General features: G+C 60.3%; 19 protein-coding genes, 1 tRNA gene and 1 riboswitch. Of the genes, 12 read left to right on the forward strand and 8 right to left on the reverse strand.

The genetic code is table 11. From position 1 onward, the window contains the following. Positions 1-254: 254 nt before the first annotated feature. Both K9B32_RS02760 and K9B32_RS02765 read right to left on the reverse strand, forming a co-directional pair. Positions 255-330 (reverse strand) — tRNA-Thr (locus K9B32_RS02760). Between the two features lie 127 nt (positions 331-457). Continuing rightward, the gene (locus K9B32_RS02765) at positions 458-1,417 is read right to left on the reverse strand and encodes an NAD(P)H-dependent flavin oxidoreductase (protein ID WP_224560367.1); all 960 of its coding nucleotides are present in this window, start codon (positions 1,415-1,417) and stop codon (positions 458-460) included. Positions 1,418-1,673: 256 nt separating this feature from the next. Here K9B32_RS02765 and K9B32_RS02770 point away from each other — a divergent pair, with 256 nt between their 5' ends. Continuing rightward, on the forward strand, positions 1,674-2,861 hold the full coding sequence (locus tag K9B32_RS02770; RefSeq protein WP_224560368.1) for a hypothetical protein: 1,188 nt from the start codon (positions 1,674-1,676) through the stop codon (positions 2,859-2,861). Position 2,862: 1 nt separating this feature from the next. Here K9B32_RS02770 and ppk2 read toward each other — a convergent pair whose 3' ends face one another. Next, positions 2,863-3,744: a polyphosphate kinase 2 gene (gene ppk2, locus K9B32_RS02775; RefSeq protein ID WP_224560369.1), complete on the reverse strand. Its 882-nt coding sequence runs from the start codon at positions 3,742-3,744 to the stop codon at positions 2,863-2,865. Between the two features lie 238 nt (positions 3,745-3,982). Between ppk2 and phoR the strand changes: the two genes are divergently transcribed. From phoR to phoB, 7 genes are all read left to right on the forward strand, one after another. Next, positions 3,983-5,206 (forward strand): phosphate regulon sensor histidine kinase PhoR, encoded by a 1,224-nt coding sequence (gene phoR / locus K9B32_RS02780; protein WP_224560836.1) that lies wholly within the window; start codon positions 3,983-3,985, stop codon positions 5,204-5,206. Between the two features lie 197 nt (positions 5,207-5,403). Next, the gene (locus tag K9B32_RS02785) at positions 5,404-6,438 is read left to right on the forward strand and encodes a substrate-binding domain-containing protein (RefSeq protein ID WP_224560370.1); all 1,035 of its coding nucleotides are present in this window, start codon (positions 5,404-5,406) and stop codon (positions 6,436-6,438) included. 150 nt (positions 6,439-6,588) lie between these two features. Next, entirely contained in the window at positions 6,589-8,070 is a 1,482-nt protein-coding gene (gene pstC / locus K9B32_RS02790; protein WP_224560371.1) for a phosphate ABC transporter permease subunit PstC, read from the forward strand. Further along, positions 8,067-9,389, forward strand: a complete 1,323-nt coding sequence (gene pstA / locus K9B32_RS02795) for a phosphate ABC transporter permease PstA (protein ID WP_224560372.1) — start codon at positions 8,067-8,069, stop codon at positions 9,387-9,389. Before pstC ends, pstA begins: the two co-directional genes overlap by 4 nt. A 14-nt stretch (positions 9,390-9,403) precedes the next feature. Then, on the forward strand, positions 9,404-10,219 hold the full coding sequence (pstB, locus tag K9B32_RS02800) for a phosphate ABC transporter ATP-binding protein PstB (RefSeq protein ID WP_007796217.1): 816 nt from the start codon (positions 9,404-9,406) through the stop codon (positions 10,217-10,219). Positions 10,220-10,262: 43 nt separating this feature from the next. Continuing rightward, positions 10,263-10,976, forward strand: a complete 714-nt coding sequence (phoU, locus tag K9B32_RS02805; protein ID WP_007796220.1) for a phosphate signaling complex protein PhoU — start codon at positions 10,263-10,265, stop codon at positions 10,974-10,976. Positions 10,977-11,012: 36 nt separating this feature from the next. Further along, entirely contained in the window at positions 11,013-11,696 is a 684-nt protein-coding gene (phoB, locus tag K9B32_RS02810; RefSeq protein ID WP_007529789.1) for a phosphate regulon transcriptional regulator PhoB, read from the forward strand. Positions 11,697-11,778: 82 nt separating this feature from the next. On the opposite strand, the gene K9B32_RS02815 is transcribed toward phoB, so the two are convergent. Further along, positions 11,779-12,312: a GcrA family cell cycle regulator gene (locus tag K9B32_RS02815; protein ID WP_224560373.1), complete on the reverse strand. Its 534-nt coding sequence runs from the start codon at positions 12,310-12,312 to the stop codon at positions 11,779-11,781. Between the two features lie 428 nt (positions 12,313-12,740). Between K9B32_RS02815 and K9B32_RS02820 the strand changes: the two genes are divergently transcribed. The 3 genes from K9B32_RS02820 (at position 12,741) to K9B32_RS02830 (ending at position 15,985) form a co-directional block, all read left to right on the forward strand. Continuing rightward, a complete protein-coding gene (locus K9B32_RS02820; RefSeq protein WP_224560374.1) occupies positions 12,741-13,937 on the forward strand; it encodes an aspartate aminotransferase family protein in 1,197 nt (398 codons plus the stop codon). A 42-nt stretch (positions 13,938-13,979) separates the two neighbouring features. Beyond that, positions 13,980-14,897 carry an ornithine carbamoyltransferase gene (gene argF, locus K9B32_RS02825; protein WP_224560375.1) on the forward strand — a complete coding sequence of 306 codons (918 nt, stop codon included), beginning with the start codon at positions 13,980-13,982 and terminating at the stop codon, positions 14,895-14,897. 92 nt (positions 14,898-14,989) lie between these two features. Further along, complete coding sequence (locus K9B32_RS02830) at positions 14,990-15,985, forward strand: Hsp33 family molecular chaperone (RefSeq protein WP_224560376.1); 996 nt, start codon at positions 14,990-14,992, stop codon at positions 15,983-15,985. Here the strand turns inward: K9B32_RS02830 and apaG are convergent, their stop codons facing one another. Beyond that, entirely contained in the window at positions 15,986-16,378 is a 393-nt protein-coding gene (apaG, locus tag K9B32_RS02835) for a Co2+/Mg2+ efflux protein ApaG (RefSeq protein ID WP_224560377.1), read from the reverse strand. A gap of 201 nt (positions 16,379-16,579) precedes the next feature. Continuing rightward, complete coding sequence (locus K9B32_RS02840) at positions 16,580-17,764, reverse strand: O-succinylhomoserine sulfhydrylase (protein WP_224560378.1); 1,185 nt, start codon at positions 17,762-17,764, stop codon at positions 16,580-16,582. 45 nt (positions 17,765-17,809) lie between these two features. Then, positions 17,810-17,888, reverse strand: a riboswitch (SAM riboswitch). Positions 17,889-17,960: 72 nt separating this feature from the next. On the opposite strand from K9B32_RS02840, the gene K9B32_RS02845 reads away from it, so the two are divergent. Further along, entirely contained in the window at positions 17,961-19,055 is a 1,095-nt protein-coding gene (locus K9B32_RS02845; protein ID WP_007796236.1) for a 2'-deoxycytidine 5'-triphosphate deaminase, read from the forward strand. A gap of 18 nt (positions 19,056-19,073) precedes the next feature. Here K9B32_RS02845 and K9B32_RS02850 read toward each other — a convergent pair whose 3' ends face one another. Beyond that, entirely contained in the window at positions 19,074-21,245 is a 2,172-nt protein-coding gene (locus K9B32_RS02850) for a glycosyltransferase (protein WP_224560379.1), read from the reverse strand. Next, on the reverse strand, positions 21,230-22,537 hold the full coding sequence (locus tag K9B32_RS02855) for a hypothetical protein (RefSeq protein WP_224560380.1): 1,308 nt from the start codon (positions 22,535-22,537) through the stop codon (positions 21,230-21,232). Before K9B32_RS02855 ends, K9B32_RS02850 begins: the two co-directional genes overlap by 16 nt.

Genomic DNA, 22,537 nt, shown 5'->3' on the forward strand with positions numbered 1-22,537 from the left:
AGACAACAAACTCATCCCCGGAATGCCCGTCGAAGTCTTCGTCCAAACCGCAGAACGAACCGCACTCTCATACCTCCTCAAACCATTCTCAGACCAGATGATGAAGGCATTCAGGGAGGAGTAGCGTATCGAACAGTGCAGGGCCCCGGAGACCGGGGTGGTGCCGACGATGGGGCACCTAGAGCTACCGCTATCATCCGACTTTGCTTCGCAAGCGCGTGCGATGCGCATAATTTCAATGGGAAGGAGTGGAATGGTGCCGCTTACGTGACTCGAACACGTGACCCCATCATTACGAATGATGTGCTCTACCGACTGAGCTAAAGCGGCAACCCTGTGGCCGAACGATGCGGCCCGCGAATGCATGGCGCTGATACAGGCATTGTTTGAAGATTTCAAGCGCCCTGTCATCTCTTCGGTAAAAAAGAAGGGCGCTGTGGAAATCTGCGGCCAGCCCCTAGAGCGACAGCCGCGTCCGGGCGCTCTTATACTCGGCCTCCAGCCGATCGACAAGTTTGCCGACGGGTTCGATCCCCTTGATGGCACCGATGCCTTGTCCGCTGCCCCAGATGTCCTTCCAGGCCTTGGCGCCGCCGACGGCCTGTTCGAAATCCATTTTCGAGGGATCCGCAACCGGCAGGTTGTCGGGGTCGAGGCCGACGGCCCTGACCGACGGCTTGAGATAATTGCCGTGCACCCCGGTGAAGTAGTTAGAATAGACAATGTCGTTTGCCATGCCGTCGACAATCGCCTGCTTGTAGGCTTCCGAGGCGCGCGCCTCTTCGGTGGCGATAAAGGGAGTGCCTACATAAGCCATGTCGGCTCCCATCGCCTGCGCCGCGAGGATGGCGCCGCCGTTGGCAATCGCGCCGGCAAGCAGCAGCGGCCCGTCGAACCATTCGCGGATTTCCTGGACAAGCGCAAAGGGCGAAAGCGTGCCGGCATGGCCGCCGGCACCGGCTGCGACGGCGATCAGCCCGTCAGCACCCTTGCGGATGGCCGAGTTCGCATGCCGGTTATTGATGACGTCGTGGAGCACGATCCCGCCGTAGGAATGCACGGCGGCGTTCACTTCCGGTACGGCGCCGAGCGAAGAGATGACAACAGGCACCTTGTATTTGACGCAGAGCCTGAGATCGTGCTCCAGCCGTTTATTCGACATGTGGACGATCTGGTTGACAGCAAACGGGGCAGCCGGGCGTCCAGGGTTTGCGGCGTTGTGCGCGGCGAGATCCTCGGTGATCATGGCAAGCCATTCGTCGAGCTGGCTCTCCGGCCGCGCATTCAATGCCGGAAAGGCGCCGACGATCCCGGCCTTGCACTGCGCCAGCGTCAGCGCCGGGTGCGAAATGATGAAGAGCGGCGAGGCGACGACCGGCAATCTGAGATTTTGGGTCAGGATCGGGGGTAGGGCCATGGGACACCATAAGAATTGACGTTTACGAAAACGTCAATGTGATAGCAGAGACTTTGGCGGAGGAAAAGCTCGCTCTATCGATTCCACAAATATCGGCTATTCTTTGCAAGGACATAGGATGGCGTGCGGCAACCCTACGTTTTCCCCCGCCGATGCGGATTGCAGGCATGGCGGAGGCTTGCGATTTGCCGTGGCAGCGGTTACCGCATTTACGAAGTGTTAAGGACAGGCCCAGTCTCAGAGTAAAGGACCGGACGTGAGCGGATTAGAAACGGCTATCAGAACGGCGCTCAGCAATGCCGATCGCGACAATCCCGAAGTCCGTGCAAAGATTTACCAGTCCGCGCGTCAGGCTCTCGAAGCCGGTCTTCGCAAGCAGGACATCACCGACACGGAAGCGGTTGCCTATCACCGCCACCGGCTCGAAACGACGATTCACATGATCGAAGCGGAGGAGCGGGAGCGTCTTCATCCGCGCCAGGGACCTCCGGAGGTTCCTGTTCCACCCGTGGTGGAAATACAGGAACCTGTTGCCCATGTGGCAGCGGACGAGGCGACGAGCGTTTCGATCGGCGGAGAGACCCGCGAGCATTCGATCACGGACCCGCGCTTCGACGACGAATCCAGCCTCGCCGGCGTCCATGCCGGCAGCGGTGATCATCTCGGCGTCGCGCCGGCTGCCGAGGCGCCGGTCGCGGAACGAAAGCCGGCCCAGATGGACTTCCGGCCGGAGCGCGCGGCCGTTCGCCGTAGACCTCGCAAGTTCTTCTCCCGGCTGCTGGTCGCCTGCGTGCTTCTCGCCTTCATCGGCATGGGCGCCTGGTGGGTGTACTCTTCGGGCTTGCTGAAGAGCGCCGCGGAGCGAGATACAAGCGTCGCCAATCCGCCGGCGAGTACCCAGCCGGAAGATTTCGACGGTGCCGACGACGGCACCGGCAATGCTGCCGCAGGTGACAATGCGGCCCCAGTTGCGATCGATCCTCAAAATTCGTTTTCTGCCGACTGGATCGAGGTTTTCACGCCGTCCGACGCGGATAAGATCAAGGCCGGCCCACAATCTCAGATCCAGAAGGTTGCCGAAAGCGATGGCCCGGCAGTGCGCCTGATCTCGCAGAGCAGCGGCGCCGACGGCAATGTCGGCATCAGCGTTCCGGCCGATGTGCTACAGCAAATGGCCGGCAAGTCCTCGACGATTGCCATCACGCTGCAGTCCACCTCCGATGAGCCGACTCAGATTACGGTGGAATGCGATTTCCAGTCACTCGGCGACTGCGCCCGGCATCGCTTCTCCGTCACCCGGCAGAAGTCGGATGTGTTGCTTCAGGTCCGCTTCGATCGATCGCTGGCGCCGAACTCTGCCGGTAGTCTGATGATCAACAGCGACGTGGACGGCAAGGCGCGCGGCATCAACCTCTACGCCGTGCGGATCCTCCCGGGACAGTAGGCTATTTCAGGAAGCCGGGACCTGAGCCGATGATCTTTTCGTCGAGCTTACCGACCGCATCTTTGTCCTTGCCGTCGTAGTCCATCGTTTTCAGCATGTGCCGAATGAGGTTCAGCCGGGCCCGGCGCTTGTCGTTGGCAAGAATGACCGTCCATGGTGCGAATTCCGTATGGGTCTCCTTCAGCATCCGGTCGCGTTTCTCGCTATAGTCGCCCCATTTCGTCAGTGCCGCTATATCCATCGACGATAGTTTCCAGACTTTGAGCGGGTCGTGGCGTCGATCGTGGAAGCGCTTCAGCTGCATCTCGCGGCCGATATCGAGGTAGAACTTGAAGAAGAAGATACCCTCGTGGGCAATCACCTTCTCGAGCAGGGGCGCCTGGTTCAGGAAGTCTTCATACTGCTTGGGCGTGCAGAAGCCCATGACGGGCTCGACACCGGCGCGGTTGTACCAGGACCGGTCGAAGAGAACGAATTCTCCGGCTGTCGGGAACTGCGCGATGTAGCGCTGGAAATACCATTGCCCGGCTTCGCGTTCGGTGGGCTTGGTCAAGGCGACGACGCGGATAAGACGGGGATTCATGTGCGCTGACGAGGCGGAAATCGCACCGCCCTTGCCGGCCGCGTCTCGCCCCTCGAAAAGCGCCATGACGCGCTTGCCGGTGGCCTGCAGCCAGAACTGCACCTTCACTAGCTCGATCTGCAGCCTCTCCAGTTCCTCAAGATATTCCTCTTCCTTGAGCTTTTTGTCGTAGGGATAGCCGCCGGATTGCAAAGCGGCCTCGTCAACCCAGTCCGGCAGCACGGGATCGTCGACATCGAAGACGCGCTTCTTTCCGCGGATGTCCAGTTCGACGGCTCTGCTCTCGACATCATCGGCCATGGCGTTCTCCCCGCTCTGAGTTTTGTTGAACACATGCGACCATATTTCTCGTTAAAAATCAAATGTCTTGCAGCTTGCCGAAATTCCTGTGCGTTCCCGTCACGGCTTTTCCGTCTGCTGGCTGCAGCCGAAAACTTCTGTCATGATTTACGGCTATCAGGCAGAGTTTGAAGATAGAAGTACGAGTCGAAATCGCGAGGGGCAGTTGCAAGACGAGACGCCATGGACACGAAGCCTGATTTTGCGCACTCGGCAGGAGCGCCCCGTCCTGCTCGTGGCGCTGCTGATCGCACTGATCGCGCTTGCCGCAGGCGCGAACAAGTGGGTCGTACTCGGTCTCCTGTTGCTGATGATCGTTACTACTTTATGGTATTCGGTTCCGATCATCCGGGACGTCACGCCAGAACCCGTTCCCGAGACTATCGAAACCCCCGCCAGCCGCCTGGTCGAGGTTACCGCGACGCTAGCGGCGCTCGATATCCCGGTCATGGTGCTTTCCGGTGATGCCTCGATACTTTACCAGAACCACGCAGCCGAAAAGGCTTTTGGCGAGGCCACGATTGGTGCCCATATTTCCGCGCGCCTGCGCTCGCCTGGCGTCCTCGACATGATCAGTGAAACGATCGCGACCAATGCACCGAACCAGATCGAGCACTCCGAACGCCTGCCATCCGAGCGCGTTTACATCGTCCGCAGCGCGCCTGTGGATCTTGACGGGCAGCAGCCTGCTGATGAGCGTTTCTTCGTGGTTTCTTTTCGGGATATTTCCGAAGTCCGCCGCATCGACCGCATGCGTTCCGACTTCGTCGCTAATGCCAGCCATGAGTTGCGCACGCCGCTTGCGTCCCTGCGCGGCTTTATCGAGACCATTCAGGGGCCGGCAAAGAACGACGCGAAGGCGCAGGAGCGCTTTCTCGGCATCATGCTGGATCAGGCTACCCGCATGAGCCGCCTCGTGGACGACCTGCTGTCCCTTTCGAGGCTGGAACTGAAGTCGCATATCGCCCCGGATGAAAAAGTCGATCTGGTTCCTTTGCTCGGGCACGTCAGAGATTCGCTGGTGCCTCTTGCAAATGACGTCGGGGTCGAGATCGCTCTGCATCTTCCGCAAGGCAGAGCAGAGGTGCTTGGCGACCGTGATGAGCTGGTTCAGGTCTTTGAAAACCTCATAGAAAATGCCTGCAAATATGGGCAGGAGGGCAAGACCGTTGATGTCTTCCTGAAAAACGGTCAGGGCGAGCCGGTGGAAGTTACCGTGGTCGACAAGGGACCGGGCATTCCAGCCGAGCACGTGCCGCGCCTGACGGAGCGATTTTACCGCGTGAGCATCGAGGATAGCCGCTCGAAGAAGGGCACGGGGTTGGGCCTTGCTATCGTCAAGCACATCCTGACGCGACACCGGGCGCGCCTCATCGTCAAGTCGGAAGTCGGGAAGGGGACGAGCTTCACCGTGCGGTTTTGACATAAAACTGTAAACGTTTGCTATAGCAATAGAATTTTTATAAATAAATTCAGATGCTTAACCTGTCACAAATGTTTCGTCAAAATGACATAAAAGCTCTAGCCATCAGGGGCTAAAGAGAGCGGGCCGCTGATAGACGGCACCGCCAAGGGCCGCTCAAGGCCGCACTCAGACCGCTATATGCCCGGGAGATTGTTATGAACGCTTTTAAACTCACGGTCGCAGCACTTGCCGCTTCCGCCGCTTTCGCTGGCGCGGCCGTTGCTCGCGACCAGGTTCAGGTTGCTGGCTCGTCCACCGTCCTGCCTTACGCCAAGATCGTTGCCGAAACCTTCGGCGAAACCTTCAAGGACTTCAAGACGCCGGTCGTTGAATCCGGCGGCACGGGCGCTGGCCTCAAGGAATTCTGCAAGGGCGTCGGCCCTGATAGCATCGACGTTGCCAACGCTTCGCGTCCGATCAACGCCAAGGAACTGGACGCCTGCAAGGCAGCCGGCGTAACCGACATCCAGGAAGTCAAGATCGGTTACGACGGTATCGTCTTCGCAACCGACTCGTCCAACCCGGACGTTGCCTACGTCCCGGCCGACCTCTACAAGGCTTTGGCCGCTCAGGTTGTCGTTGACGGCAAGCTCGTCAACAACCCGTACAAGAAGTGGTCGGAAGTTAATCCGAAGCTCCCGGCTGTTGACATCGCTGCCTACATCCCGGGCGAAAAGCATGGCACGCGCGAAGTCTTCGAACAGAACGTTCTCGCAGCTGGCTGCAAGGCCTCGGGCGCTCTCGACGTGATCGCCAAGGAAATCACCGACAAGGCTGCTCAGACCAAGGCTTGTGTCGCAGTCCGTAAGGACGGCGCTGCTGTTGACATCGATGGCGACTATCCGGAAACGCTGGCGCGCATCGCTGCCAACAAGACCGGCGTTGGCGTCTTCGGCCTTTCCTTCTATGAAAACAATGCTGACAAGCTGAAGGTTGCGTCCGTCAACGGTATCGTTCCGTCGACCGAAACCATCGCGAACGGCACGTACCCGGTTTCCCGTCCGCTGTTCTTCTACGTCAAGAAGGCACACCTCGGCGTCATCCCGGGTCTCAAGGAATACGTCAACTTCTTCGTTTCCGACCAGATGATCGGTCCCGACGGCCCGCTCGCTGAATACGGCCTCGTTGCTGCTCCGGACGCAGAGCGCGACGCGATCCGCAAGGGCGTTGAAGACGGCAAGACCATGTAATGACCTTTGCCGGCGCGATCACCAGATCGCGCCGGCATTGCCTTGTTCCGCCAGTTGGCGACGGGGTTTGAACTTCTCCAAGTTTGAGAGCCGGATCGGTCCGCCTGCCGTTTCCGCTTTTTGGGGTCAAAGGGCCTGGGGACCTTTCGAATGAGCACATCCGTCATACTCCTGTGCCTCGTGGTGCTGGGCGCCGCTGCCTTTCTGGCAGCCCGCAGCCGCGCTACGGCACTTGTCGGAGGCAAGTCCTCTGCGTTGCATTCACGACCGGGTTACTATGGCGCCTATGCGGCGATCTGGACAATCCTGCCGGCACTGATCGTGCTGTGCGCCTGGTTGGCAATCAGCCCTTCGATCATTGAATCCTCCGTCCGTGGATCGTTTCCGGACGACATTAAGGCGCAGCCCGCTGCGCAGCAGAATTTGAACTACGGCATGGTCAACGCCATTTCGCGCGGCTTGCCGCTGCTCGCGCCGGAGGAGATCAGCGGTGCTACCAGCGATCCGGCTGGCCTCCAGGCAAAGCTTGCTGCGAAGGGTGTTCCGCTTGCTGGTCAGCCACAGCCCTACATGATCGATGCGGCGCAGAAGCTTAACGCAGAATCCGGCTCCAGCCGCCTCGTCATGACGGCGCTGGTTCTCGTTCTTGCCGTTGCTGGCGCCTTTTATGCGCTTCGCGAAGTCGCACCGCGGTTCCGTGCGCGAAACCGCGTCGAACGCGTCATGCTCTGGGGCCTCCTTTTGGCATCGTCGATCGCCATTCTGACGACGATCGGTATTGTTTTGTCGATGCTGACGGAAGCCGCCCACTTCTTCGCGACCGTTCCTGCCGCAGACTTCTTCTTCGGAACGGTCTGGGATCCGCGCTTTGCCGGTGCCGGCAGCTCGTCCTTCGGGCAATTCGGCCTGATCCCGCTGTTGCTCGGCACGCTCTACATTGGCTTCGTGGCGATGCTGGTCGCGGTGCCGGTCGGCTTGTTCGCCGCGATCTACATGGCGGAGTATGCCGCTCCCAAGGTCCGCTCGATTGCCAAGCCGCTGCTCGAAGTTCTCGCCGGTATTCCGACGATCGTCTATGGCTTCTTCGCCCTTGTCACCGTCGGCCCCTTCCTCCGCGACCTGTCCTCACAGGTCAACGGCCTCCTGACCGGCAACTATGCGAACTTCATTCAGGCGCAGAGCGTTCTGACCGCCGGTATCGTCATGGGCATCATGCTGATCCCGTATGTTTCGTCCCTGTCTGACGATATTATCACCGCAGTCCCGCGCGCCCTGCGGGATGGTTCGCTCGGTCTCGGCGCCACGCGCTCGGAAACGATCAAGAAGGTCGTGCTTCCCGCAGCGCTTCCCGGCATCGTCGGCGCGCTGCTGATGACCGCCTCGCGCGCCGTCGGCGAAACGATGATCGTCGTGCTTGCGGCAGGTGTTGCCGCCCGCATCCAGATCAACCCGTTCGAGCCGATGACGACGGTGACGGTCAAGATCGTCAACCAGCTGACGGGCGACCTCGAATTTACGTCGCCGCAGACGCTCGTTGCCTTTGCTTTGGGCATCACGCTGTTCTTCATCACGCTTTGCCTCAACATCTACGCGCTCTACATCGTGCGCAAATACCGGGAGCAGTACGAATGACGGATATTGTTTCTCCGGTTCAGGGTGTCGTTGTCTCCAAGGCACCTGAACGCCGCGATATCGGCCTCAAGCGCCGCTATGCCGCCGAACGCCGCTTCCGCGCCTATGGCGTCGCGGCAATCTCCTTCGGCCTGATCTTTCTGGCGATCCTGCTCACGAGCGTCATCAGCAAGGGCTACACGGCCTTCCAGCAGACGGCGATCACGCTGCCGATCGAGTTCAGCGAGAAGACGATCGACCCGAACAACAAGCGCGCGACCGATCCGTCGGTGCTGGTTGCCGCCAACTATCCCGTGCTCATCCGTGATGCGATGATCAAGGCGCTGAACCTCAATGCGTCGAGCCGTCCAGAAGTCCGTGACGCGACCGCGATGATTTCCAAGGGAGCGCCCATCCAGTTGCGCGACATGGTCATCGCCGATCCATCGCTGATCGGCAAGACGGTCAATGTGACGCTGCTTGCCGACGCCAACATCGACTCCGCCAACAAGGGGCAGATCGATCTGAAGGTGGACGAGAAGAACCGCAAGGTGAACGACAGGCAGGTTGGCTGGATGAACCAGCTGGCGGAAAGCGGGACGTTGCACAAGACGTTCAACACCGGGCTCTTCGTCAACGGCAACTCCAGCCGCCCCGAGGCCGCCGGTCTCGGCGTCGCCCTGATCGGCTCGCTTTACCTGATGTTGATCGTGCTCGTACTTTCGCTGCCGATCGGTGTTGCCGCTTCGATCTACCTCGAAGAATTTGCGCCGAAGAACAAGCTGACGGACCTGATCGAGGTCAACATCAACAACCTCGCAGCCGTTCCCTCGATCGTCTATGGTCTGCTCGGCCTCGCCGTCTTCATCAACTTCGCCGGCCTGCCGCGTTCCGCATCTCTGGTTGGCGGTCTGGTGCTGACGCTGATGACCTTGCCGACGATTATCATCGCGACCCGCGCAGCGCTTCGCGCAGTGCCGCCGTCGATCCGGGCGGCTGCTCTCGGCCTCGGCGCTTCCAAGATGCAGATGGTCTTTCACCACGTGCTGCCGCTGGCCATGCCGGGTATTCTCACCGGCACCATCATCGGCCTGGCGCACGCGCTCGGCGAGACCGCGCCGCTCCTCCTCATCGGCATGGTTGCGTTCGTCGCCAACGCTCCGGCGACGCCCATGGATCCTTCGACGGCCCTGCCGGTGCAGGTCTATATGTGGGCCAACGAAGCCGAGCGCGCGTTCGTCGAGCGTACCTCTGGCGCTATCATCGTCCTGCTCCTGTTCCTGATCGTCATGAACCTCGGAGCCATTCTCTTGCGTCGTCGCTTTGAGCGCCGCTGGTAAACGGAGTAGACATTATGAACATGTTGACGGAAGCAGCAGTTGAGAAGGCTCTGGATCAGAAGATGAATACCGTTCCCTATAAGATGATCGGCCAGGACGTCTCGGTTTACTACGGCGAGAAGCGCGCGCTCTTCGACGTCAAGCTGAACATCCGCGAAAACACCGTGACGGCCCTCATCGGCCCTTCGGGCTGCGGCAAATCCACCTTCCTGCGCAGTCTGAACCGTATGAACGACACGATCGACGGTTGCCGCGTGACCGGCAAGATCACGCTCGATGGTGATGATATCTATGATCCCGACATCGACGTCGTGGAGCTCCGCGCCCGCGTCGGCATGGTGTTCCAGAAGCCGAACCCGTTCCCGAAGACGATCTACGAGAACGTCGCCTACGGCCCGCGCATCCACGGTCTCGCCAAGTCGAAGGCCGACATGGACCAGATCGTCGAACTCAGCCTGCAGCGCGCCGGCCTGTGGAACGAGGTGAAGGATCGCGTTCATGAAGCCGGCACTGGTCTTTCGGGCGGCCAGCAGCAGCGCCTTTGCATCGCCCGCGCTGTTGCGGTGAGCCCTGAAGTGATCCTGATGGACGAGCCATGCTCGGCACTCGATCCGATTGCGACGGCAAAGGTCGAGGAACTGATCCACGAGCTTCGCGAGAACTACACGATCGTCATCGTGACGCACTCGATGCAGCAGGCCGCCCGCGTGTCGCAGCGCACGGCCATGTTCCACCTCGGCAACCTCGTCGAAGAGAACGATACTGACAAGATGTTCACCAACCCGGATGACCCGCGCACCCAGGATTACATCATGGGTCGCTTCGGTTGATCGCCGGCGTCGGCAACCCTCACCATATTCAAGGATGAGCCCTATGGCATCGACACATATCTTTTCTGCCTACGACGACGATCTGAAATTCCTGTCCCGCCGTATTTCGGAAATGGGCGGCCTTGCCGAGCAGATGGTTTCGGATGCCGTTCGCGCTCTCGTCAACGGCGATACGGCCCTGGCCCAGAAGGTCATCTCCGACGACGTGATCCTTGACCACGCTGAACGCGAGATCGGGGACAAGGCGATCGTGACAATCGCCCGTCGCCAGCCGATGGCGGCCGACCTTCGCGAGATCATGGGTTCGATCCGCATCGCGGCCGATCTCGAGCGCGTCGGCGATCTCGGTAAGAACACCGCCAAGCGCGTCATCGCGGTCCAGAGCGCCGGCGTGCCGCGCAAGCTCGCCCGCGGCCTCGAGCACCTTTCCGAACTGGCGCTTGTCCAGCTCAAGGAAGTGCTCGACGTCTATACGAGCCGTGCTGCCGACAAGGCAAAGTCGATCCGTGAGCGCGACGAGGAAATCGACGCGATGTACACCTCGCTGTTCCGCGAGATGCTCACCTACATGATGGAAGATCCGCGCAACATCACCAGCTGCACGCATCTTCTGTTCTGCGCCAAGAACATCGAGCGTATCGGCGACCACGCCACCAACATTGCTGAAACCATCTATTACATGGCCACCGGTGCTCAGCCGGAAGGCGAACGTCCGAAGGACGATACCGCCAACACCGTCGGCGCCGTTACGGAATAATCGTTAAGCGACCGCGCCCCCAGGAGACCGAAACGAATGATACCAAAAGTAGCTGTCGTTGAAGATGAAGAAGCACTGAGCGTGCTTCTTCGCTATAACCTTGAGGCTGAAGGCTTTGAGGTCGACACAATCCTTCGCGGCGACGAGGCTGAGATCCGGCTGCAGGAACGCACGCCGGATCTTCTGATCCTCGATTGGATGCTGCCGGGCGTATCAGGCATCGAGCTCTGCCGTCGCCTGCGCATGCGGCCGGAAACGGAGCGCCTGCCGATCATCATGCTGACAGCTCGCGGCGAGGAGAGTGAGCGTGTTCGCGGCCTCTCCACCGGCGCCGACGACTACGTCGTCAAGCCGTTTTCGACACCGGAGCTCGTCGCCCGCGTCAAGGCGATGCTTCGTCGTGCCAAGCCGGAAGTGCTTTCCACGCTGCTGAAGTGCGGCGACATCGAGCTTGACCGCGAGACGCACCGCGTTCATCGCAAGAGCCGCGAAGTCCGCCTCGGTCCGACCGAATTCCGGCTTCTCGAGTTCCTGATGGCATCCCCTGGCCGTGTCTTCTCGCGCTCCCAGCTGCTCGACGGCGTCTGGGGTCATGACATCTATGTCGACGAGCGTACTGTCGACGTTCATGTCGGGCGTCTGCGCAAGGCGCTGAACTTCTCCAACATGCAGGACGTGATCCGCACCGTTCGCGGTGCCGGCTATTCCATGGAAGCCTAAAGCTCTCCTGGGAGGCATCCACACCGTCCAAAGAAACGGGCCCGCGAGGGCCCGTTTCTTTGTTCCTTATCCGGCTTCCGGGTCAGGCGACCCGGTTGGCGGCCTTGCGGCGCTCGTTGACCGGCTGATAGGCCATGCGCTGGTGATAGGTGCAGTAAGGGGAGGAGTCCGGGGATTCGCAGCCGCAGAAGTGGAAGTCGTCCTTCAGCGGATCGCCGACCGGCCACTTGCAGGTGCGCTCGGTCAGTTCCGTCAGGCCGAGGCGGCGAGAAATCGGAACGACGACGTTTGCGGCCGGACGATAGCTGATTTCCTCGATGGCATCGATTTCGATCTCTTCCTTGAGCATCGTCGCACCCTGCTGGCGGGTGACGGTGCGCGTAGTGACGCGAGATGCATAGTTCGGAGCGCGCGGCGCGGATGTCGTGCGCTTGGGCGTTCTGACAGTGGTTGTCGAGCCTCCGGCCTTGGCGCGGCCGGGCAAACTCAAACGGTGGACTTTGCCAATGACGGCGTTACGGCTTACACCGCCAAGTTGCGCTGCGATCTGGCTGGCGCTCAGGCCCTCGGACCACAGCTTCTTCAGTTTTTCAACGCGCTCGTCTGTCCAGTTCATGCCCCTGTCTCCGCCTTATTAGCGTTGGTGTAGGCAGAATCCTTCACCGTTGCCCCGGACGTATCCGAGGCAAGAAACGCTTGCTCGATTTTGGTGACTAGTTCCGCCGCATGCAGTCTAGTAATTGAGTTTTAACCTAGTGTGAGGCTGACTCCGTGACAAGAGTCGGTTGAATCTCGGCGAATCGAATTTCAAGTTTTCCCCAACTTGCTGGGCGAGAGAGTCATTTCTGCAACATTAGTTGTTGATAGCTCCGGCACCTCCAGATGGCGGCTTGACGCATGCAGGAAAACCTCAGTTTTGTTGACATTGCAGTGCGAAAAGTAAATAGTGCTGCTCGCCGCCGAAAGGCGGCATTTTTAATTTTCCGGACCCGCTTTCCTTAGCCGGAGTCCGGCCGCTTATAGTCAATGACAGGAGATCGCGCCATGGCTGAAGCCGCGCTTTACGATACCTACTCTCGTGCCCCGCTGCGGTTCGAGCGAGGCGAGGGCGTATGGCTGATCACCGAAACGGGCGAGCGATATCTTGATTTCGGCGCAGGCGTTGCCGTCACCTCCGTCGGCCACAGCCATCCGCATGTGGTAGGCGCGCTGAAAGAGCAGGCCGACAAGGTCTGGCACCTGTCCAATATCTACGAGATCCCGGGTCAGGAAACGCTCGCGAAGCGGCTGACCGAGGCGACCTTCGCCGACAAGGTGTTCTTTACGAACTCCGGCGCGGAAGCCCTGGAATGCGCGATCAAGACCGCGCGCCGCTACCAGTTCTCAAAGGGCCATCCCGAGCGGTTTCATATCATCACCTTTGAAGGTGCCTTCCATGGTCGTACGCTGGCGACGATTGCTGCCGGTGGCCAAGAGAAGTACCTCGAAGGTTTCGGCCCGAAGGCGCCCGGCTTCGATCAGGTTCCGTTCGGCGATCTCGATGCCGTTCGCAGCGCCATCACCAGCGAGACGGCCGCGATCCTCATCGAGCCTGTTCAGGGCGAGGGTGGCGTCCGTGCGGCGGCCAACGAGTTCCTGAAGGCGCTTCGCGCGATCTGCGACGATCACGGCTTGCTGCTGATCTTCGACGAAGTGCAGACCGGCATGGGTCGCACCGGCAAGCTCTTCGCACATGAATGGTCCGGCGCCACCCCCGACATCATGGCAGTCGCCAAGGGCATCGGCGGCGGCTTCCCGCTTGGCGCCTGCCTTGCGACGGCAGAGGCCGCTTCCGGCATGAAGGCTGGCACACATGGCTCCACCTATGGCGGCAATCCGCTTGCCATGGCTGTGGGTAGTGCCGTGCTCGACGTGATCCTCGCGGACGGCTTCCTGCAGCAAGTGCGCGACGTCTCGCTGGTTTTCCGTCAAGGCTTGGCCTCGCTCAAGGATCGCTATCCTGATATCATCGAGGACGTTCGCGGCGAGGGACTGCTGCTCGGCGTCAAGGCTGCCGTGCCGTCTTCCGAGCTGCTGCAGGCAATCCGTGACGCCCATCTGCTCGGCGTTCCCGCAGGCGACAACGTTATTCGTCTTCTGCCGCCTCTGGTCGTCACCGCTGACGAGGCCCGCGAGGGCCTTGCCCGCCTAGAACGCGCTGCCGAAAGCGTGCGCGCTTCGAAGGTCAAGAAGACGGCTTAATGGATAATGCCTGTCGGACGGCGGGCGTGATAGGTAAAGACAATGGCTTCCCCCAAACACTTCCTCGATCTCTCCGCCGTCGCGTCATCCGACCTGCGGCTCATCATGAATGACGCCATCTCCCGCAAGCAGGCCTTCAAGGCCGGGCAAGGTGACAAGCCGCTCGCCGGCAAAATGCTGGCGATGATCTTCGAGAAGCCCTCGACCCGTACCCGCGTGTCTTTCGATGTCGGCATGCGTCAGTTGGGTGGCGAGACGCTGTTCCTGTCGGGCACCGAAATGCAGCTTGGCCGTGCCGAGACCATCGGCGACACGGCGAAGGTACTCTCACGTTACGTCGATGCGATCATGATCCGCACCACCGATCATGCCCGCATGCTGGAGCTGGCCGAGCATGCGACCGTTCCCGTCATCAACGCGCTGACCGACGACACGCACCCCTGTCAGATCATGGCTGACATCATGACCTTCGAGGAGCATCGCGGACCCATCAAGGGCAAGACGATTGCCTGGACCGGTGACGGCAACAACGTGCTGCATTCGCTGGTCGAAGGGGCTGCCCGTTTCGGCTATCGTATGAATATGGCGGTCCCCCTTGGTTCCGAGCCAAAGGATCACTATCTGAACTGGGCCCGCAATGAGGGCGCCGAAATCATGCTCTGCCATGATGCCGACCGTGCGGTCGCCGGCGTCGATTGCGTGGTGACTGATACCTGGGTCTCCATGAATCAGGAACATCGGGCCCGGGGTCACAACGTCTTCCAGCCTTATCAGGTCAATTCGGCTTTGATGGCGCAGGCCGGCAAGGATGCATTGTTCATGCATTGCCTGCCTGCCCATCGTGGCGAGGAAGTCACGGACGAGGTGATCGACGGCCCGCAATCCGTGGTCTTCGATGAAGCGGAAAACCGTCTTCACGCGCAGAAGTCGATTCTTGCTTGGTGCCTGGGCGCGATCTGAACCATACTGGATGCCACGTTTGGCCGGAAGGCTCGTTGGCCGCGCGAGCGGATGGACACTCTCGTCTGCCGCTCTCAGACTAGGAGAAGACTATGGCAGACCCTGCAGCCGCCCTCGGCGAGTTCAATTTCGCCGGCGATGATCACGTCGTTCCGTTTCAGGTCGAAGGCCTGGATGTGCGTGGACGCGCCGTCCAGCTCGGGCCGATGCTGGACGCGATCCTTGAGCGTCATCGTTATCCCGCGCCTGTCGCGAGGCTTCTTGCCGAAGTCGTCGTGCTGACGGTGCTGCTCGGCACGTCGCTGAAATTTGACGGCAAGTTCACGGTGCAGACCAAAGGCGACGGCCCGGTGGACCTGCTCGTTTGCGATTTCTCGACGCCCGAGAACGTGCGTGCTTATGCGCGTTTCGACCAGGGCCTCCTCGACAAGGCCATCGCCACCGGGCAGATCGAGCCTGAACAGCTGCTCGGCAAGGGCATGCTGGCGTTTACGATTGACCAGGGCAAATTCACCCAGCCCTATCAGGGAATCGTTGCGCTCGACGGGGCCACCCTCGAGGAGATTGCCGGCACCTATTTTCGCCAATCGGAACAGATCCCGACGCGGGTGCGTCTTGCCGCTGCCGAGCTCTTCGACCGCGACGAAGCGGGCAAGCCGCGTCACCGCTGGCGGGCAGGGGGTCTCGTCGCCCAATTCCTGCCGGAAGCGCCGGAGCGCATGCGCCAGCCGGATCTTCACGGCGGCGACGGCGACACGGCCGGCGGTTCCCACAAGGAAGACGATGCCTGGATGGAAGCCCGCTCGCTCGTTGACACGATCGATGCCGACGAGTTGACGGATCCGCAGGTCGGCACCGAGAGGCTGCTGTACCGGCTGTTCCACGAGCGCGGCGTTCGCGTCTACGAACCGCGTGAGGTCTTCGATCGCTGCAGCTGTTCGCGCGAGAAGATCAAGGGCGTGCTGAAGGGCTTCTCTGCCGAAGAAATCGATGCCAGCCAGGAAGACGGCGCGATTTCGGTCACCTGCGAGTTCTGCTCGACGACCTATCGCTTCGAAGTGGAAGAGGTGGCGCTGGCTGCTGAGTGATCAGTTCAGGACTCTGAGCAGCCCTGGCGAATCCAGCGAGAAGGCGGGTATTGCGACATCGAAAAGCTCGCCTTCGTCGGTTTCCATCTGGTAGTGGCCGAACATCAGCCCTGATGGCGTATCCAGCGGGCAGCCCGAGGAATACTCGTAGGTATCGCCCGGCGCAAGCCGCGGCTGTTCGCCGACAACGCCGGCGCCCGTCACCTCATCGACGATTCCGTTCTGGTCGGTGATGTTCCAGTAGCGGTTCACTAACCGTACGGTCCTGTCGGAATTGTTGCTGATGACGATCTTGTAGCCCCAGACATAACGATCGTCCTCCGGATCGGATTGCTCCTCCAGATAAAAGGGTTCGACGACGACTTCAATGTCTCGTGTAAGGGCGCGGTACATGCCTACACCATAGTCAACATACGTTACCGGTATCTTATACGCCGGTCGATCCGTCAATAAACCGATAGGCGATCACCGCCCTAATGCCTGTAATAGCTAGAGGTTTCGCGCGCTAAGCCCAATTTTAGCCCATTTCGCGTGTGGCAGAAGCGCGTATGGCAGTCGGCCGGATCGGAGGGTGACCCGGCCGATATGGGCCGATCAGGCCTTCACTTTGGCGAGCGCCTGGGCGAAATCCTCGATCAGATCGTCCGTGTCCTCGATGCCGGCGGAGAGACGAACGGTGCCGCCAGAGATGCCGAGCTCGGCGCGTGCCTCGTCGGTCAGGTTCTTGTGCGTCGTCGTCGCCGGGTGCGTGATCAGGCTCTTGGCGTCGCCCAGATTGTTGGAGATCTTGACGATATCAAGCGCGTTCTGAAGCGCGAAGGCTGCTTCCTTGCCACCCTTCAGTTCGATGGCGACGAGCGTCGAGCCGCCCTTCATCTGCTTGGCGACTATGTCGGCCTGCGGATGATCCTTACGGCCGGGATAGATGACCTTGGCGACCTTGGGCTGATCGGCCAGGAAGTCGGCGATCTTCGATGCATTTTCGGTCTGCTGCTTGACGCGTAGCGGCAACGTCTCCAGCCCCTTCAGCAGCGTCCAGGCTGTGAACGGCGACATCGCCGGGCCGGTGTGACGGTAGTAGTCCTGTAGGTTCTCGTTGATCCATTCCCGGTCGGAGAGGATCACGCCGCCGAGGCTGCGGCCCTGGCCGTCGATGTGCTTGGTGGCCGAATAGACAACGATATGGGCGCCGAGCTCCAGCGGCTTCTGGAAGATCGGAGTGGCGAAGACGTTATCGACGACGACCTTGGCGCCGATCTGGTTGGCGAGCTTCGCGACGCCGGCGATATCGATCACCTCGAGCGTCGGGTTGGTCGGGCTTTCCAGGAAGAACACCTTGGTGTTCGGGCGGACCGCCTTTTCCCAGTTCTCCAGATAGCGGCCGTCGACCAGCGTACACTCGACACCGTATTTCGGCGCCAGCGTCTCGACGACCCAGCGGCACGAGCCGAAGAGCGCGCGGGCGGCAACGATGTGGTCACCGGCCTTCACCTGGCAAAGGATTGCGGCGGTAACGGCTGCCATGCCGGATGCCGTAGCGCGGGCTTCTTCGGCGCCTTCGAGTGCGCACATGCGCTTCTCGAACATGTCGTTTGTCGGGCTGCCGTAACGGGCGTAGATATAGCCTTCTGTCTCGCCCTTGAAGCGTGCTTCTGCCGCTTCCGCGCTTTCATAGACGAAGCCTTGCGTGAGGTAGATTGCTTCGGAGGTCTCGCCATATTGCGAACGCAGCGAACCGTCGTGGACGAGTTGGGTTGCCGGGCGCCAGGTTTTGCTCATGAATCACCACTTTCAAACAACAAAAAAACCGGCCGCGAAAGCAGACCGGTTTTGCACCCGGTCCTTTTAGCCACTTGTTTAACGTGGCTGCAAGCCGACCGGCCAAATCACCACGGGATAAAGCTGCAATACTGCCGTTCTGTGCTTGCGTCAATTCCTTGAGTTTGGTTTTGTCTGCGACAAATATGGATGGGGCATGATGGCTCGCGTAACAGGAATTTTGGCAGATCGTGCGATTGCCGCGCTCTTTGAGGCTGGGCGCCTCAGCTCCGAGCGCGATTTGGATCACGACCAGATCCAGCCGGCAAGCCTTGACCTAAGGCTCGGCGCCAAGGCGTTTCGCGTTCGCGCGAGCTTCATGCCAGGCCCATCCCATCTCGTGTCCGACAAGCTCGATCGTCTGAGCCTTCACGTCGTCGACCTCTCCGAAGGTGCCGTGCTGGAAACCGGCTGCGTCTATATCGTTCCCTTGATGGAGCGCCTCGACCTGCCGGCCGATATGTCGGCCTCGGCCAATCCGAAGAGCTCGACGGGACGACTGGATATCTTCACGCGCGTCATCACTGACTACGCCCAGGAGTTCGACAAGATTCCGACCGGCTATTCTGGTCCCCTCTATCTCGAAATCAGCCCACGCACCTTCCCGATCGTCGTGCGTCGCGGCTCGCGGCTGTCGCAGATCCGATTCCGTGTCGGTCATTCCTTGCTTGGTGAGCCCGAATTGCTGGCGCTGCACGATGCTGAAACGCTGGTTGCCAGCAAGCAGCCGAATGTATCGGGTGGCGGGATTGCCCTGTCGATCGACCTTGCCGGCGACAAGGACGGCCTGATCGGCTACCGCGGCAAGCACCACACCGCCGTCGTCGATGTCGACAAGAAAGCACAACACGACATCTATGACTTCTGGGAGCCGCTCTATAGCCGTGGCCGCAACGAACTGATCCTTGATCCGGACGAGTTTTACATCCTGGTCTCCCGCGAAGCCATCCATGTGCCACCGCATTATGCGGCCGAGATGACTCCTTTCGATCCCCTGGTCGGCGAATTCCGCGTGCACTATGCGGGCTTCTTCGACCCCGGCTTCGGCCATGCGCCTGCCGGCGGCCGCGGCAGCCGCGCCGTGCTCGAGGTCCGCAGCCACGAGGTCCCCTTCATCCTCGAGGACGGCCAGATCGTTGGCCGCCTGGTCTACGAACACATGCAGGAACACCCAGAAAGCCTTTACGGCTCCGGCCTCGGCTCCAATTATCAAGCCCAGGGCCTGAAGCTCTCGAAGCACTTCCGCATCTGAGCGTCCTGGCGTTCGCTATTATTCGGCCAGGGGTGGGGCAACGTTCCTGTTGCCGATTTGCAAGAGCGGTGTCCGACGGGTGATGAAGGGCGGCGGCCTGTAGGATCGTCTTGAGCCCTGCTGAGTTCGGGCCGTGACCGTGTGCTGTTCCAGATCGCCGACAAGGATCGATGGGCGCGCGAACATACGCTTCCAGAGTCCTCTTCCGGCCGCGAGCGGATACGCACGCCTTGGCATGACTTCCGGCATTTCACTGAAGATCCGCTGTACCATCTTCTGGCGAACCTCCTCCGGAGTTTTCTTGATTTCCCAGGCATCCCGCCGGTCCCTGATACCGACGATGGACACTGACACGCCTGATCGAGCCCTGTCCATCGCGGCCACCTGGCCGGCAACATCGAAGTCTGCGAACGGCGTAAAGATCAAAATATCGCCCAATCGCATTTCGGCGAAGGCGGCCTCATCCTGCAGGGTTATCCTTGCCTTGTGGATCGATATTGTATCGAGGGTGCAAGCCGAGGATTTGCCGCGGCTGGCGACATGCCCCTGGCGATCCAGGGGAAACTGGATGTCGTCCAGCGCCTCTCTTGGAAGCTCGATGCAGACGAGCAGTGACACGAAGGCGTAAACCATCACGACCATGCCCCATGCCACGCTGAAGCCGTCGAGGTCATTATAGGTTCCAAGCAGCGGTCCATTCAGCATCCCGACAAAGGTCAGGACGATGACGCAAAGGAATGTCCCGGCAATCGGGTAAATGATTTCGACGCGCCCGCGGTCCTCACCCTTGGCCGTCACTTTGAAGGGGCGACCGAATGGATGAAGAAGCGCATGGAAGAGGGCGATGGTGATCGGCACGGCTGACACCATTTGCGACACTTCGGTAAAGAGCGGCAGGCTGCGTCCGCCCGAGACCCAGGCATGGAACGCCCACATGCCGGCGACCATCGGCAGCGCGTAGAGGAAGAAGGCCTCGGGCTCCATGCGGATGGCCGGCAGGCCAAGGAAGTAGTAGAGCAGCGGTGCTGCCATCAGCAGCAGGATGAATGGGCGGCAGAACCAGAAGAGCAGGCCGTGGAAGTAGTGCATCCTCTGAATGAAGGTAAAGCCCTTGCCGAGGAAGGGACCATCGCGAAGAAGCGCTACCTGGATGGTGCCAAGGCACCAACGGCAGCGCTGCGTAATGTAGCCGGAGAGGCTTTCGGCCGATAGGCCGACGCTCAGGCGCTCGTTCAGCCAGCGTGTCTTCAGTCCCTTCTGAAGCAGGCGATAGGTCAGGTGGATATCCTCGGTTACCGTCTCCTGTGGCATGCCACCGATCATCGCCAAGGCGTCCCGACGCACGACGCACGACGTCCCGACACAGAAAGCGGTCCCCCAGCCATCCTTCGACGGCTGCATGACATCGAAGAAGATACGTTGGTCATCGACCCAAGCTTTCGAGGCCAAAAGGTTATGCTGGACAGGGTCGGCGTTGTAATAAAACTGCGGTGTCTGAATAAGGCCGATGTCCGTATTGACGAACTGGCCCACCGTACGGTTCAGAATCGCACGCTGCGGCGCGAAATCCGCATCGAGAATCAGAATAAAGGGGGCGTTGGTCTCCTTCGCCGTTTGTCGTATGGCGTTGTTGATATTGCCGCCCTTGGCGCCGGCATTGTCCTCGCGCATGAGATAGCGGACACCGACCTCGGCGCAGTAGTCCTCCAGCCAATCTCGCTGTCCATCGTCCAGCACCCAGACCGTGAAATTGCTGTAGTCGATCGCCTTGGCCGCAAGAATTGTTCGCTCCAGAATCGATAGCTCTTCGTTGTAGGTGCAGATGAAAATGTCCACGGCAGGCTGTCTGGCAAGTCTTGCCAGCAATGCCTCGCTGGCGTCGGCCGCGCCGCGATGGTCGGTTCGTCGAAAGAAGAAGACGATCGACAAGACCGTGTAGAAGATCACGACAAGCTCGAACGACAAGTAGATTCTTGGCCAAATCGCGTAGGCGCTCCATTCGAAGTCCGGCAAGGTTTTCGTGAGGCGAAAATATAGGTAGTTCGACAACATCACGATGAGGATCGAACCGAAGATAATCCGGTCGGCACCGCGGCGACTGTCGAGAAGCCAGCTGCATCCCAGTATCAGCGCAATTGCCAACGCCGCGAACAGCATCGAATCTGACAGCGTGACTACTTCTGGGGACATGGGGACTCCCTGCCATTGGATGTCTGGCCCGCGCTGCCGACAAAGGGGTTGAGATCGAGCGCGGCAAGGATGGCCCAGCTCGTGGCGCCGATATGCGGCAAACGGTAATACTTGAAGTCGCCTGGCGTCGAGTTCGGCCCTACCTGAAGGCCGGTCGACAGCTGTTCGTTGACTGTCGCGTAGATCAGATTGCCTGGCGTAAGCTGAGCTTCCATCGTCTTGAACAATGGCTCGGCCTTTGCCGGTTGACCGGTAAGGCGAAGCACGAGTGCGGCCTGTGCCGTTCCTTCGAGCCAGATCCCGTCGCGGTCGCTATTGAAATCGAAGCCGCCTTCTACGCCGTGGTGGACTTCTGTCCACTCGATCACGCGGCCGGCTTTGGCCTTGAAATCGGGAACGGCAATCAGCGGCCAAAGCTCTGCGTCGAGCCCCGACGTAGCGATATTCGGAGCGTTGCTGTCCGGTGCGCTGCCAATAAAGAAGCGCCCTTCGCCTTCATTCCACATAGCCTTCAGAAACTGCAGGGCGCTGTCGCCACGATGTTGCCAGTCACCACCACTGTCGAGGCTGGCAAGCCAACTGTCCGCTGCATAGATGTCCAGGTTATGCTCGGTCGATTTCCACGTGATGCGCTCGGGCGCTGGCTCGTGACCGAAGTAGCCGCCGAAGTAGCCGACGTTGCGGGGATCTGCCGTGCTTCGATGAATCCAGTCCATGATCTTACGGGCGGCATCGAGATAGGCCGGCTGGTCTGTTTCCTCAAAGGCCATCAGCAGCGCCAGCGCGCTCCACGCCGTGCTGCCCGTCGCCGAGCCCACCTGGTAGCCGTCCTCGATCCAGGAATTGCTGGTCGCATTCCAGTAACCCGGCAGCAGCATCCCTTCCTTGCCTGGGATGACCGGTCCCGACCGATATGCGTTGCGAAGGCGTCCGTCGTGGTAGTTACGGTCGGTTTCCAGCGCGACCACAAGCGCGTCGGCAACCCGGCGCGCCTCCTTCTTTCGCTGGCAGCCGTAGAGGGCCATCAAGGCGACCGCATTGTCGTAGGTAAAGCCCGTATTTTCGAGCGCCGGGTGTAGCGCGGAGCCGCCGTTCGCGGGCTCGAAGCTACGAAAGATGAAAGGCTGTTCCGGCTCACCGCTCATTTGTGCGGCCATGCCGTCACAAAGCGAGCAAGCCAACTGCCTGCGTTGTTCATCATCAGCCTCTGCGGAAGAGGCGAAGAGCGCAGTGCCAACAAGTGCGAACGCAAGCACCGGCAAGTTTGGTATCGACCACTTCGCACGCTTCAT

The sequence above is a fragment of the Rhizobium sp. 3T7 genome, assembly GCF_020166565.1.
Classification (GTDB): Bacteria; Pseudomonadota; Alphaproteobacteria; order Rhizobiales; family Rhizobiaceae; genus Rhizobium.

Excerpts from the sequence above, each read along its gene's own strand:
- K9B32_RS02765 (WP_224560367.1), bottom strand. The coding sequence starts at position 1,417 with ATGGCCCTACCCCCGATCCTGACCCAAAATCTCAGATTGCCGGTCGTC.
- ppk2 (WP_224560369.1), bottom strand. The coding sequence starts at position 3,744 with ATGGCCGATGATGTCGAGAGCAGAGCCGTCGAACTGGACATCCGCGGA.
- K9B32_RS02785 (WP_224560370.1), top strand. The coding sequence starts at position 5,404 with ATGAACGCTTTTAAACTCACGGTCGCAGCACTTGCCGCTTCCGCCGCT.
- pstC (WP_224560371.1), top strand. The coding sequence starts at position 6,589 with ATGAGCACATCCGTCATACTCCTGTGCCTCGTGGTGCTGGGCGCCGCT.
- pstA (WP_224560372.1), top strand. The coding sequence starts at position 8,067 with ATGACGGATATTGTTTCTCCGGTTCAGGGTGTCGTTGTCTCCAAGGCA.
- pstB (WP_007796217.1), top strand. The coding sequence starts at position 9,404 with ATGAACATGTTGACGGAAGCAGCAGTTGAGAAGGCTCTGGATCAGAAG.
- phoU (WP_007796220.1), top strand. The coding sequence starts at position 10,263 with ATGGCATCGACACATATCTTTTCTGCCTACGACGACGATCTGAAATTC.
- phoB (WP_007529789.1), top strand. The coding sequence starts at position 11,013 with ATGATACCAAAAGTAGCTGTCGTTGAAGATGAAGAAGCACTGAGCGTG.
- K9B32_RS02815 (WP_224560373.1), bottom strand. The coding sequence starts at position 12,312 with ATGAACTGGACAGACGAGCGCGTTGAAAAACTGAAGAAGCTGTGGTCC.
- K9B32_RS02820 (WP_224560374.1), top strand. The coding sequence starts at position 12,741 with ATGGCTGAAGCCGCGCTTTACGATACCTACTCTCGTGCCCCGCTGCGG.
- argF (WP_224560375.1), top strand. The coding sequence starts at position 13,980 with ATGGCTTCCCCCAAACACTTCCTCGATCTCTCCGCCGTCGCGTCATCC.
- K9B32_RS02830 (WP_224560376.1), top strand. The coding sequence starts at position 14,990 with ATGGCAGACCCTGCAGCCGCCCTCGGCGAGTTCAATTTCGCCGGCGAT.
- apaG (WP_224560377.1), bottom strand. The coding sequence starts at position 16,378 with ATGTACCGCGCCCTTACACGAGACATTGAAGTCGTCGTCGAACCCTTT.
- K9B32_RS02840 (WP_224560378.1), bottom strand. The coding sequence starts at position 17,764 with ATGAGCAAAACCTGGCGCCCGGCAACCCAACTCGTCCACGACGGTTCG.
- K9B32_RS02845 (WP_007796236.1), top strand. The coding sequence starts at position 17,961 with ATGATGGCTCGCGTAACAGGAATTTTGGCAGATCGTGCGATTGCCGCG.
- K9B32_RS02850 (WP_224560379.1), bottom strand. The coding sequence starts at position 21,245 with ATGTCCCCAGAAGTAGTCACGCTGTCAGATTCGATGCTGTTCGCGGCG.
- K9B32_RS02855 (WP_224560380.1), bottom strand. The coding sequence starts at position 22,537 with ATGAAGCGTGCGAAGTGGTCGATACCAAACTTGCCGGTGCTTGCGTTC.